Annotated in this window: 13 protein-coding genes; 5 read left to right on the forward strand and 8 right to left on the reverse strand. The window is 63.7% G+C overall.

Features of this window, described 5'->3' with window-relative positions; genetic code table 11:
- Positions 1–23 precede the first annotated feature (23 nt).
- Complete coding sequence (locus L0U81_RS08065; RefSeq protein WP_233801527.1) at positions 24–461, reverse strand: MarR family winged helix-turn-helix transcriptional regulator; 438 nt, start codon at positions 459–461, stop codon at positions 24–26.
- 270 nt (positions 462–731) lie between these two features.
- Between L0U81_RS08065 and L0U81_RS08070 the strand changes: the two genes are divergently transcribed.
- The gene (locus L0U81_RS08070; protein ID WP_233801529.1) at positions 732–1,442 is read left to right on the forward strand and encodes an SDR family NAD(P)-dependent oxidoreductase; all 711 of its coding nucleotides are present in this window, start codon (positions 732–734) and stop codon (positions 1,440–1,442) included.
- A 5-nt stretch (positions 1,443–1,447) separates the two neighbouring features.
- Here L0U81_RS08070 and L0U81_RS08075 read toward each other — a convergent pair whose 3' ends face one another.
- Together L0U81_RS08075 and L0U81_RS08080 are read right to left on the reverse strand one after the other, a co-directional pair.
- Positions 1,448–2,413 carry a LysR family transcriptional regulator gene (locus L0U81_RS08075; protein ID WP_233801531.1) on the reverse strand — a complete coding sequence of 322 codons (966 nt, stop codon included), beginning with the start codon at positions 2,411–2,413 and terminating at the stop codon, positions 1,448–1,450.
- 75 nt (positions 2,414–2,488) lie between these two features.
- The gene (locus L0U81_RS08080) at positions 2,489–2,653 is read right to left on the reverse strand and encodes a hypothetical protein (protein WP_233801533.1); all 165 of its coding nucleotides are present in this window, start codon (positions 2,651–2,653) and stop codon (positions 2,489–2,491) included.
- A 175-nt stretch (positions 2,654–2,828) separates the two neighbouring features.
- Here L0U81_RS08080 and L0U81_RS08085 point away from each other — a divergent pair, with 175 nt between their 5' ends.
- Together L0U81_RS08085 and L0U81_RS08090 are read left to right on the forward strand one after the other, a co-directional pair.
- The gene (locus L0U81_RS08085; protein WP_233801535.1) at positions 2,829–3,422 is read left to right on the forward strand and encodes a cytochrome b; all 594 of its coding nucleotides are present in this window, start codon (positions 2,829–2,831) and stop codon (positions 3,420–3,422) included.
- 107 nt (positions 3,423–3,529) lie between these two features.
- Complete coding sequence (locus tag L0U81_RS08090) at positions 3,530–4,894, forward strand: MBL fold metallo-hydrolase RNA specificity domain-containing protein (RefSeq protein ID WP_233801538.1); 1,365 nt, start codon at positions 3,530–3,532, stop codon at positions 4,892–4,894.
- A gap of 5 nt (positions 4,895–4,899) precedes the next feature.
- On the opposite strand, the gene L0U81_RS08095 is transcribed toward L0U81_RS08090, so the two are convergent.
- The 4 genes from L0U81_RS08095 to L0U81_RS08110 form a co-directional block, all read right to left on the reverse strand.
- A complete protein-coding gene (locus L0U81_RS08095; RefSeq protein WP_233801540.1) occupies positions 4,900–5,550 on the reverse strand; it encodes a BON domain-containing protein in 651 nt (216 codons plus the stop codon).
- Positions 5,551–5,571: 21 nt separating this feature from the next.
- Positions 5,572–6,402 (reverse strand): potassium channel family protein, encoded by an 831-nt coding sequence (locus L0U81_RS08100; protein WP_233804264.1) that lies wholly within the window; start codon positions 6,400–6,402, stop codon positions 5,572–5,574.
- A 149-nt stretch (positions 6,403–6,551) separates the two neighbouring features.
- On the reverse strand, positions 6,552–7,787 hold the full coding sequence (chrA, locus tag L0U81_RS08105; RefSeq protein ID WP_233801542.1) for a chromate efflux transporter: 1,236 nt from the start codon (positions 7,785–7,787) through the stop codon (positions 6,552–6,554).
- 150 nt (positions 7,788–7,937) lie between these two features.
- On the reverse strand, positions 7,938–8,192 hold the full coding sequence (locus L0U81_RS08110; protein WP_233801544.1) for a hypothetical protein: 255 nt from the start codon (positions 8,190–8,192) through the stop codon (positions 7,938–7,940).
- A gap of 206 nt (positions 8,193–8,398) precedes the next feature.
- On the opposite strand from L0U81_RS08110, the gene L0U81_RS08115 reads away from it, so the two are divergent.
- Positions 8,399–9,013, forward strand: coding sequence for a LemA family protein (locus L0U81_RS08115; RefSeq protein WP_233801546.1), 615 nt, complete (start codon positions 8,399–8,401; stop codon positions 9,011–9,013).
- Positions 9,014–9,143: 130 nt separating this feature from the next.
- Here L0U81_RS08115 and L0U81_RS08120 read toward each other — a convergent pair whose 3' ends face one another.
- Positions 9,144–9,653 (reverse strand): DUF1269 domain-containing protein, encoded by a 510-nt coding sequence (locus L0U81_RS08120; RefSeq protein ID WP_233801548.1) that lies wholly within the window; start codon positions 9,651–9,653, stop codon positions 9,144–9,146.
- Positions 9,654–10,008: 355 nt separating this feature from the next.
- Here L0U81_RS08120 and L0U81_RS08125 point away from each other — a divergent pair, with 355 nt between their 5' ends.
- Positions 10,009–11,157, forward strand: a complete 1,149-nt coding sequence (locus L0U81_RS08125; RefSeq protein ID WP_233801550.1) for a c-type cytochrome — start codon at positions 10,009–10,011, stop codon at positions 11,155–11,157.

The raw sequence follows: 11,157 nt of genomic DNA on the forward strand, positions 1-11,157 counted from the left end.
TAAATGAGTAAAAAAATGCCGCCTTAGTGGCCGAGCAGTCTCGAAAGAAGCAAGCTCAACGCGTCGAAGTCTGACTTCGAGAAGTGTGAGAGTCGCTCGCTCCACGCCCCACGGGCAACCCGTACGTTTCGGGCGGCAACCGCCCGCCCTTGCTGCGTCAACGAAACATCCACTAGGCGACGATCCCTGGCGTTGCGGGCGCGCTCGATCAGTCCACGGGTTTCGAGCCGGTCCAGCACGCGGGTCATCCGGGTCGGGTGGACGCCAGCCAGCTTCGACAATGCGGCCGGCGTTTTCACGCTCCCGTGCGCCAGCGTGAGCATGACACCGCGCTCCTGCGGATTCAGTCCGGCATCCCGGAGCCCTGCCCTGAGTTCGCTTGCAATCAGCTGACGGGCCTGACCCAGCACGAGTACCAGCTTCTGCGTACGCTCAAAGTCTTCGTCGACGGAATCATTCATCGATCGCCTCCTCGATATCTGACTTCAATATATTTGACTATGCAGATTTCATCAAGGAGATTTCCTCACCGTCTGCGATACCTCGTGGAAAACAGAATTGAGCTGCCAGCAACTATCGCTGCGATTCTTTGGAGCTTTCTTGTTCCTGCGACTCACAACTGTTTGTCCACGGCTTGTATTTAAAAGCGAAGCGCGGCCGCATAAATTGATGGCCATCGGAGCCACTAGCCCGATCACAGATCGCTGCTCTCACTTACTTCGAGGTCCATCATGAGTCACTCTCCCAAAGTCGTCGTGATTACCGGTGCGTCGCAAGGCATCGGCGCGGAAACGGCCAGGGCATTTCGCAAGCTCGGCCACTATGTGGTCGCTACATCGCGCACCATCAAACAGTCCGACGATCCCAACCTCGTCGCGGTCGCCGGCGATATCGCCGATCCGGCCACGGCTCGACGGGTCATCGAGACAGCCGTGGCGCGTTTTGGTCGAGTCGATACGCTCGTGAACAATGCGGGCATTTTCGTAGCCAAGCCGTTTACTCAATACACGGCAGAAGATTACGCGACGATCACGGGCATCAATCTCGCGGGATTTTTCCATATCACGCAGCTCGCGATTGCAGAGATGGAGAAGCACGAGAGCGGGCACGTGGTCAACATCACGACGACGCTCGTGGATCACGCGATCGACGGTGTTCCGTCCGTGCTGGCCTCGCTGACGAAGGGCGGACTCGCCGCCGCGACCCGCTCGCTCGCGATCGAGTATGCAAAGCGCGGCATTCGCGCCAACGCGGTTTCGCCCGGCATCATCAAGTCTCCGATGCATGCGCCCGAAACCCATGCGGCGCTTGGCGCACTGCATCCAATGGGTCATATGGGCGAGATGAGCGACATCGTCAACGCGATCCTCTATCTCGACTCGGCGCCGTTCGTGACCGGCGAGATCCTGCACGTGGACGGCGGCCAGAGCGCGGGCCACTGAGCAGATCAGTGCCGTGGCGGGCGCACGCGCGTGCGCCGCGGGGGCGGTGCGGCTGGCGCGGGTTTCGCCAACTGCTCAACGAGAAAATCGACGAAAGCCCGCACGCGCGAAGTCAGGTAGCGCGCGTGCGGATAAAGCAGGATGAACGGCCGCGTGCGTCCGCCCGCTTCGCGCAACACCTCCACGAGCCTGCCTTCACGAAGGTCGTCTTCGACGACGAAGCGATAGGTCTGAAACAGACCGGCGCCGGCCCGCGCGAGCGTGACGCCGGCGAGCGCGTCGCCGGACGTTCGATAACTTCCCCTCGTCAGCACGTCGCCATCGTCGTGCGAGTCCTCAAAGGTCCAGGCGAGATGGCGCCCGCTGCTTGGCAGTTCGAACTGGATGCACTCGTGCGCCTGAAGCTCCGCGATGGTTGTCGGCACGCCCGCGCGCTTCAGATAGGCGGGTGTCGCCACCACGACCATTTCCGCATCTTCGAGCTTGCGTGCCACGAGGTTTGAGTCGGCCGGCGCGCGACCGCGTATCGCGAGATCGAAACCTTCGTCCGCGAAGTCGATGTTGCGGTTGCTCAGGTGCGTCTCGACCTGCACTTGCGGATAGCGCTCGCGAAACGCCGGTAGCAGCGGCAGGACGCGATAGTGCCCATAGGGCGTGGGCATGCTGATGCGCAGCACGCCGGCCGGCGTGGTCTGCTCGCCCGTCGCTTCGCGCTCGGCGTCTGCGAGTTGCGACAAGGCCTGGCGGCACTGCTCGAAGTAGCGCCGCCCCGCGTCGGTCAGGCGGATCTGGCGCGTGGTGCGCACGAACAGGCGCACGCCGAGCCGCTCCTCGAGCCGCGCCACTGAGCGGCTCACGGCCGCCGGCGTGACGCTCGCGGCATTGGCCGCCAGCGTGAAGCTTCCGAGTTCCGCCGCGAGGCAGAACAGCTCGATGCTGCCCAGCAGGAGATCGTCGAATTTGCGTTGCATGCCTGTTCGCCTTTGTTTTTCTGGCTCAAGAACCCGTCGATCCAGGCCGCGCTGCAAGCGTGGAAGCCGGACTGCTCAGTTCCACACCGATTGCAGCCGCTCGATATTTTCACGCGATTCGCGCTCCAGCTTCGCCATCAGTTCGCGAGCGGGCAACGAACGCGCCAGCGGCGCGGCCAGTTCGTACACATTGTGCGCCACGCCCGTCAACGACATCACCACCGCCATGCCGATCGTCACACGAACGAGCCAGAATGGCTGACTCCACTTTTGCGGCAAAAGGCAGCCTTAAGAAATCGTTCAGCAGATCCTGGTACGCTCCGTTGGCGCTGGCAGGCCACGTACGTCAGACGTCGCTGCACCCCTATTTCCAGGAACCTTACCGTTACCAATCTGTTCACTCGACCCGATGACCATGCTCAAACATTCACCCACGACCTCTAAAACCACGCGAATCGCGGCAGGCAATGACCGCACGCAGTACGACCCTCTCTCGATCTTGCTGCATTGGGCCACGGTGATTCTGGTGCTGGCGCAATTCGGTCTGGCCCACACCTGGGGGTTTGCACCGAAGCCAACGCGTCACCTGATGATCGTCTCGCACATGTCATTTGGAATACTGCTGTCGGCCGTGTTGATCGCGCGCATCGGGTGGCGTCTGATACCCGGGGGGCATCAACGTCCCGCGACCGCCTCGGGGTTGGCCGAGACCGCCGCGAAAGGTGTCCACTATCTCCTGTATGCGCTGCTGGTCGGCGAAGCGGTACTGGGATTTGTGCTGCGCTGGTCCGGCGATGAATCGATGAGCTTTTTCGGTCTGCTGATCCCCGCTCCGTTCGCGCCGACCGACAAGGCCACGCATCATGCGATTGGCGAGGCTCATGATTTCATCGGCTGGGCCATCATCGTCATCGCGGCGGGGCATGCGGCCGCCGCGCTGTTTCATCACTTCGTCCTGCGCGATGGCGTGCTCAGGCGCATGCTGCCCGGAGAACCGGGCGACGCGTAAATTACGCGCTGGCGGCCCCGCGACCGCTGATCCAGATCAAAAGCCCGGCGCCCGCATCCGCTGAAATGGTCCCATGCGACACCTCGTCCGGGTGCAATGGAGGAACCATGAAACTGACCTTTCTCGGTGCAAGCGGGACCGTCACGGGGTCGAAGTATCTGCTTGAAGAACCGGGCTTGCGCATCCTCGTCGATTGCGGGCTGTTTCAGGGAGTGAAGAACCTGCGGCTGCGCAACTGGGCCCCCCTTCCGGTGCCGGCCGATTCGATCGACGCGGTGATCCTGACTCACGCCCATCTCGACCATAGCGGCTATCTGCCATTGCTCGCGCGCAACGGCTTTCGCGGTCCCATCTATTGCACGCCTGGCACCGCCGCGCTCTGCGAGATCATGCTGCCCGACAGCGCGAAGCTGCAGGAAGAGCAAGCGGATTTCGCGAACCGGCACGGCTTCTCGAAGCATCGGCCGGCGCTGCCGCTCTACACGCTCGACGACGCGCAACGAGCGCTGCATCTGATTGCGCCACGGCGCTTCGACACGCCCGTCGAACTGTCACATGGGCTTCGCTTCCGATTCCTGCCGTCGGGGCACATCCTCGGGGCGGCGAGCGTCATCATGTGCCGCAATCACAAGGTGTTGGCGTTTTCCGGCGACGTGGGCCGCCCCGAAGATCCGATCATGCGTGCGCCCTCGCCGCTCGCGCACGCCGATTATCTCGTCGTCGAATCGACCTACGGCGACCGCCTGCATCCGGACTCGAATCCGCAGGACGAACTCGAGCGGATCTTCAGCCGAACGTTCGCCAAAGGCGGCGTGGTGGTGATGCCGTGCTTCGCGGTCGGACGGGCGCAGGAAATCCTTTACTACATCGCGAAACTCAAGGAGACCGGGCGCATGGCGCACGTGCCCGTCTATCTGGACAGTCCGATGGCGACCAGCGTGACGGACGTGTATCGCAAGCACCTCGCCGAACATCGGCTGACGATTTCCGACGCCAATGCGATCGACAAGGCCGCGATCATGGTCAGAAGCGTCGACCAGTCGAAGGCGATCGCATCGCACAACGGGCCGATGGTGATCATCGCAGGCAGCGGAATGGCGACGGGCGGGCGCGTGCTGCATCATCTGCGCCTGTGCGCGTCCGATCCGCGCAATACGATCGCGCTCGTCGGCTATCAGGCGGCGGGCACGCGTGGCGCGGCGCTGGCGGCCCACGAGCCGTCCATCAAATTGTTCGGCGAATATGTGCGCGTGCGCGCGAACGTCGAATCGATCTCGTCGCTATCCGCGCATGCCGATTACCACGAACTGCTGAACTGGCTGTCGAGTCTGACCGACGCGCCCGCCCGCACCTTCGTCACGCACGGCGAGCCCGCGGCGGCCGATGCGATGCGGCGGCGCATTGCGGAGACGCTCGCCTGGCCTTGCGAGGTACCCGTTGACGGGCAACGCGTCGAACTCGGCCAACTGTAAGGCTGTCATTCGACGACCAGATCGTCGACCACCGCGCATACGCCGGGCGTGCTCCAGGCAACGCCACGCGCGATTTTGCGTTCCGCGTAGGAGCCCACCTTGCCCGTCAGCGTGACCGTGCCGTCCTTCACGTCGATACCGATGTGCCGGACTTCGCGTTCGGCATGCCGCCGCATCGCCTGTTCGATGTTCTTGCCGATCTCGTTCGACGCGACCTTGCGGTGCACCTCGATTGCGTTAGTGAGGCCGCGTATGCCGCGCATCTGGCCGACGGCGCGCGCGACGATATGGCGCTGGTAGGCCCAATCGAGCGCGCCCGTCAGCGTGACCCAGCCTTTTTCCACCTGGATCTTCACCGCATCGTTGGGCACCGCGGCGCTCCAGTGCAGAATCGCGTGGACCGCGCCGGCCACCTCCTCGTCGCTATGTTGGTCCCGCTGCGGCAGGCGGACCTCCATGTCCACCACGACAGCCTTCACGCCGGCCACGCGCTGCGCGGCTTTTTCGGCGGCGAGTTTTTCGGCGAGACTCGGCGGATGGCCGGACAGCGTGACCACGCCGTTGGCCACCTCCACGCCGATATCGGTCGCGGTGACCGCCGGATCCCACTCGAACTCCTCCTCGACTTCGTGCTTCAGTTGCCCGTCGGTTTTCATCCTCTGTCTCCTTGCGGTGAGTCAATGCAACGGATCGCGCCGACGCGCGGCGCCGTCGATCGTCTGGCGCAACGCCTTCAGTTCGGCGTGCATGCGCACGATTTCGTCGTTCAGATGCTTGATATCCCGATGCATCTCGCGCCGCAACGCCCTCTCCTCCTTGCCGATGAATGCCGCGGCGATGCTCGCGAAGACGAGCGACAACATGCCGTAGCCGAGCAGCACGACGAATGCCGCGAACACGCGCGATGCGGGCGTCGTCGGCGCGATGTCGCCGTAGCCGACGGTCGCGCTGCTTTCGAACGCCAGCCAAAGTCCTTCCGCGTACGAATGCACGCGCGGTTCGAGCCAATAAAAGCCGGCGCCTGCCATCGCGAGCACGAGCGCGCCGGCGAGGAGCAGCCACATCAGACGGTTCGGCGTGAAAAAGCCGCGCAGCGACAGCACGATGCGCAACGCCACGAGCCCCATGAACGACAGCCTCAGCAGCCATTCGACGGGCTGCCAGGGCGGCGTGCCGAAGCCGGTGCTGAACGCCGCGCCTAACGCGATCATCAGGTCGAGCCAGTTGTTCGCGAGCAGCGTCTTCGGCTGTCTGCTCAGATGGGCCAGCCAGGTGAACGACAACGCAAAGCCGGCGAACATGCACAGGTACAGTGTCCGCGACAGGGTCAGCGCAAACTGGGTCGGCACAGTCAGCTCGACGTAGAAGGCGGGAATCGCGCAAAAGCTCAGCGCGCAAAGCCCCCAGCGCAGGTGCCGCCATGCACGCACGGCCCGTGGGCTGTCGTTTGCGCTGACGCCGGCCAATCCGTAGCCGGCGAGGCCGTTATCGAATATGTGGTCCGTCATCGCGCGAGTGGCTTCCGGCATGTCGGGGTTTCGCGCGGGACCGTCCGGTGCCGCAAACGCCTACAGGCCGCGCGATCATCTGTTGCAGGCTACCTGACGCCCTGTTGTCCGCCTTGATGCAGATCAGTGCTTGTGAAAGGCGTGCGCGATCAGATCGGCCGCACCGCTTGTGTAACACCGGCCGCCACACAGAACACGACGACCACGAGCGGCGGCACCTTCCAGCGCATCAACAGGAAAAAGCCGATGCACGCAATGGCGAAATCTGCTGGCGACAAGACCGCACTCGTCCATACCGGCGAATAAAGCGCCGCAGCCAGGAGGCCGACCACCGCGGCATTGACGCCGGCAAACGCCGCCGACATCGTCGTCCGCGCGCGCAGCGCCTGCCACCACGGCAATGCCGCGAGCACGAGCAGCAGACCGGGCAGAAAGATACCCAAGGTCGCCAGCAGCGCCCCGCTCCAATGCCGGGGCGACAGGGCCATCATCCAGCCGAGGAACGCCGCGAACGTGAATAGCGGTCCGGGTACGGCCTGGGCCGCGCCATAGCCGGCAAGGAAATCATTGGGCGCGACCCATCCGGTTGCGACGGTTTCGCGCTGCAACAACGGCAGCACCACGTGCCCGCCTCCGAACACGAGCGCGCCGCAGCGATAGAACGCATCGAATACGCGCAGGCCTGGCGAGCCCTGACTTGCCGCCCATATCGGCAACCCGAACAGCAGCACGCAAAACACCACTAGCGCGGCCATGCCGGCCGTGCGCGACACCTGAAAGTCGCGGGCCGGTTGGGCAACGGGACGCGGAGCTTGTGCTGCCGTCGCACGGCACAGTGCGCCACCGAGCAATGCACCCGCCCCAATCACGATCAGTTGCGCGTAGGCGCTGCTCACGAGACTCAGCAACGCGAGCGACGCAAGCGCGATCGCCGCGCGGCGGCGATCCGGACACAGACGCCGCGCCATATCCCAGACGGCCTGCGCGACGACGGCCACCGCGACGAGCTTCAGGCCGTGAATCACGCCTGTGCCTGCGGTACCGCTCAGGTCCGGCGCGATCGCCGCAAAGGCCAGCATCACGAATACCGACGGCAGCGTGAAACCGCACCAGGCGGCAAGGCCCCCAGCCCAACCCGCCCGCAATAGTCCGATCGAGAACCCCACCTGGCTGCTCGCCGGCCCGGGCAGAAATTGGCACAGTCCAATCAGATCGGTGAAGGCTTCGTCGTCGAGCCAGCGCCGGCGCTCGACGAACTCGCGGCGGAAGTAGCCGATGTGAGCGATCGGGCCGCCGAAGCTGGTCAGCCCGAGTTTCAGAAAGACGATGAGAACTTCAAGTACGCGCGCGAGCGAGCGGCGCGACGACGGCAGATCAGTATCCATGGATGGGTGCGTTCGAGCGATGCCGGGGCCAACCGCCCGGAGGCGGGCGGTGAAAGTTCTTTGCCGGGCTTTGTCCTGTTCGGCCGTCAGTATAAAAGCTGGGCACCTGCAAACGATGCGGTGTGCGCGCTCATCGCCGGTGACTCCACGTCAGATCGACACTTTGTTACCTTTTCCATTCGTGATTTCGAGAAACTCACGAAGCTCCGGGTATTCCGTAGCAAACCAGAGAAGCGCCGCGCCGCCGAAGCGACGGGCGAATTCATCGTCAATAGGGTGGTCTTGATTTACCTCGTGCGATAGAGCCAGGTTCATTCGCACGTTCTTGAATATGCGCGAGTCAACAAATCCAGTTTTGATGGTTCCGGTTTCCGGATCGTAGTAAGACACGAAATATTCGGTCATAGGTATCTTCTGCACGCCTGATAGTCCTCGAAGGCTTGATCTTTGCACGCTAGATAAGTGCGCATGTCGCCACCATACATTGGAGCGGCTCCCGGATGAAATCTGATCCTGATCAAACTTTGCAGACGACGATCAAGTCGAAGCTGCGCCGCGCGCCTACGCTGTCGATGCACACGGACACGTAATCACCCCGCAGCGAGGACGACATGAGACCGGCCCTGATCGTTTCGATTCTGTTGGCGCTGCTTGGCATGTCCGGATGCGAGACCGAGTCGGCGCGGGGTGCCGATCACGAACTCACCGCGGCATTTGCCGACGTGCTGGACCTGTACAACGCACGCCTCGACCTGACAGCGCAGGCGTTCGTGCTCGCGCGCGGGCATCTGCCGCCCGATGCGCCGGTGCTCGCGAAAGTGGCAAGCGCACGCGCGGCCGTCGCGGATCTGCATGCATCGCCGGCGCTGCTCGATTCAGCCGCTTCTTTCGAACGCTTCGATGTCGCGCAACGCGAACTGACCGACGCGATTTCGCAGCTGCTGATCGCCTGCGAGGCTGTCCCCCGTCTGAGCGCGAGCCCGCCGTTTCGCGCGCTACAGGCGCGGCTCGCCTCGTCGGCCGGCCGGATCGCATTCGCGCGCGAGCGGTACGACGAAGCGGCACGGCGCTACAACGACGCGTCGCGTCAGCGCTTTCCTTTGCACCTCGCGGATGTGATGCATCCGCAGCGCGACAAGCCGCTCTTCACGGTGCCGGACACGACGCCTGTTCACCGTCATCCACGCACCGACTTCGGCGCGCTGCGCGGTGCGCTGCGGGTTTAGCGCCTTGCGAGTCAACAGCCTCGCCGTGCAGCACTCATGGCGCTTCGATCGACACCTTCAGCGCGCGCGTGTTCGCGGCGCTGGAAAACGTTTCGTAAGCCGAAAGGATTTCGACGAGACGCGTCGTGCCCTAGGGGAAGATCGGTGTCGTGGGCTCGGCGCCTTCGAGATCGGCCTTCGGAAAATGCTGCGCGACCATCTGCTCGATCTCCTGTTCGCGCGATCCAGGCACGTCGGCCATGATCAGGAGCTGGCCGTCACGTATGGCGCCACGAAAGCGCTCGAGTCGTGTATTCGGTTCGTCGACGCCGATCATCGTCGCCGTCCAGGCCCCGAAGCCGGCACCTGCCAACGTCAATGCGACGACGGCTCCCCCCGCAATGGCGAGCTCCGCGGGAGGAAACGCCAGTGCCACGAGGCCGAGAAGCGCGCCGGTCGCGCCGCCGAGCATCACGCCGCGTTCGAGCGAGTGCACGACGTCGCTGCTTTGCAGCAAGGATGCCTCGGGTAACTGCTCGAGTGTGACACTGTGATTCGCGAGGACATGGATATGTCGCCATGTGATCCGCGCTCGCAGCAAGTCGTCTACGATCGCCTTCGCCGTCGTCGGGTCAGGTACGAGGAAATAGAGACGTCTCATGTCGGCTCTCCGTCAATCAAGCATCCCCCAACGGGTCGATGCTGTTTATCGTACGCCTGCCGCAGACAATAAGGGGCGTAGGTGACCCGTTCTGGAAATCTGTTCTCGAGTTTGCGCCGCAATGTCCCGGCAGCGGCCGTTTTGCATTGCATCGCAGCAAGTGACTCCTCCATTCGTGCGATCCGTATATGGAGTGCTCTGCCCCCTTGCGTTGCCTTGCACGATAGAGAGGAGAGGACTACCTTTCCACTAGAGACGTGCCGGCGCAGAAAGTATCGAATACGGCAAGGCGGCACATCGACGCCAGGAGCGTTTTGTTGGCGGCTCCGGCGAGTGACGCGCAGCGAGGTGACCTATGTCGCTTGCGATTGCCCTGTTCCTGATCATCGTATTGGCGGTGGGGTTTCACTTTGCCAGTCCCTGGTGGATCACGCCGATCGCCTCGAACTGGGTGCGCATGGACGACATGCTGACGATCACGCTCGTCATCACCGGCGCGCTCTTCGTCGCGATCAACCTGTTCATGGTGATCGCACTGGTGCGCTACCGCCACCGTAAGGGGCATCGCGGTGCTTACGAACCGCACAACAAGCGGCTGGAATGGTGGCTGATCGGCCTGACCTCTGTCGGCGTGGCAGCGTTGCTGGCACCGGGGCTCTTCGTCTACGCGGACTTCGTACGGCCGCCGCCCAACGTGCTGCAGATGGAAGTGCTCGGCCAGCAATGGCAATGGCGCTTCCGCTTTGCCGGCCCTGGAGGCAAGCTGGGCACGACGGACGTGCGCTTCATCAGCGACGACAACCCCTTCGGCCTGAACCCCGGCGACCCCAACGGCCGTGACAACTACCTGATCGATGCGCCCGAGGTGCACCTGCCGCTCAACCGGCCGATCCAGGTCCTGACACGCTCGCGCGACGTGCTGCACGACTTCTACGTACCGCCGTTCCGTGCGCGCATGAACATGGTGCCCGGCATGGTGACGACCTTCTGGTTCACGCCGACCAAGGCGGGGCGTTACGACATCCTGTGCGCGCAGCTTTGCGGTACCGGGCACTCCAACATGCGCGGCGTGGTCGTGGTGGAAGACGAAGCATCGTTCGCGCGCTGGCTGGCGCGGCAGAGCACGTTCGAGCAGCGGCAGCAGGCCAGGGTGCAGGCCGCGCCCGCCGCTGCAGGCGGCAGCGCCCGGGCGCTTGCTGACCTGGGCAAGGCGCTCGCAGCGGCCAAGGGCTGCGTCGCCTGCCATACCGTGGACGGCAGTCCGCTCGTGGGCCCCACCTGGAAGGGCCTGTACGGCAAGACCGAAACGATGGCCGACGGCAGCACAGCGAAGGTGGACGAAGCGTATCTGCGCGCCTTTATCCGCAACCCGAAGGCTCGCGTCGTAAAGGGCTTCGCACCCATCATGCCGACCTTCGACCTGAGCGATCAGGAACTGACCGCGCTGGTGACCTATATCGAAGCGCAAGGCGGCCCGGCCGCCAGCAGCGCAGCCACACCCTAG

Origin of the sequence: Paraburkholderia sp. HP33-1 (assembly GCF_021390595.1) — a bacterium.
Lineage (GTDB): Bacteria > Pseudomonadota > Gammaproteobacteria > Burkholderiales > Burkholderiaceae > Paraburkholderia.

Excerpts from the sequence above, each read along its gene's own strand:
- L0U81_RS08065 (WP_233801527.1), bottom strand. The coding sequence starts at position 461 with ATGAATGATTCCGTCGACGAAGACTTTGAGCGTACGCAGAAGCTGGTA.
- L0U81_RS08070 (WP_233801529.1), top strand. The coding sequence starts at position 732 with ATGAGTCACTCTCCCAAAGTCGTCGTGATTACCGGTGCGTCGCAAGGC.
- L0U81_RS08075 (WP_233801531.1), bottom strand. The coding sequence starts at position 2,413 with ATGCAACGCAAATTCGACGATCTCCTGCTGGGCAGCATCGAGCTGTTC.
- L0U81_RS08085 (WP_233801535.1), top strand. The coding sequence starts at position 2,829 with ATGCTCAAACATTCACCCACGACCTCTAAAACCACGCGAATCGCGGCA.
- L0U81_RS08090 (WP_233801538.1), top strand. The coding sequence starts at position 3,530 with ATGAAACTGACCTTTCTCGGTGCAAGCGGGACCGTCACGGGGTCGAAG.
- L0U81_RS08095 (WP_233801540.1), bottom strand. The coding sequence starts at position 5,550 with ATGAAAACCGACGGGCAACTGAAGCACGAAGTCGAGGAGGAGTTCGAG.
- L0U81_RS08100 (WP_233804264.1), bottom strand. The coding sequence starts at position 6,402 with ATGACGGACCACATATTCGATAACGGCCTCGCCGGCTACGGATTGGCC.
- chrA (WP_233801542.1), bottom strand. The coding sequence starts at position 7,787 with ATGGATACTGATCTGCCGTCGTCGCGCCGCTCGCTCGCGCGCGTACTT.
- L0U81_RS08110 (WP_233801544.1), bottom strand. The coding sequence starts at position 8,192 with ATGACCGAATATTTCGTGTCTTACTACGATCCGGAAACCGGAACCATC.
- L0U81_RS08115 (WP_233801546.1), top strand. The coding sequence starts at position 8,399 with ATGAGACCGGCCCTGATCGTTTCGATTCTGTTGGCGCTGCTTGGCATG.
- L0U81_RS08120 (WP_233801548.1), bottom strand. The coding sequence starts at position 9,653 with ATGAGACGTCTCTATTTCCTCGTACCTGACCCGACGACGGCGAAGGCG.
- L0U81_RS08125 (WP_233801550.1), top strand. The coding sequence starts at position 10,009 with ATGTCGCTTGCGATTGCCCTGTTCCTGATCATCGTATTGGCGGTGGGG.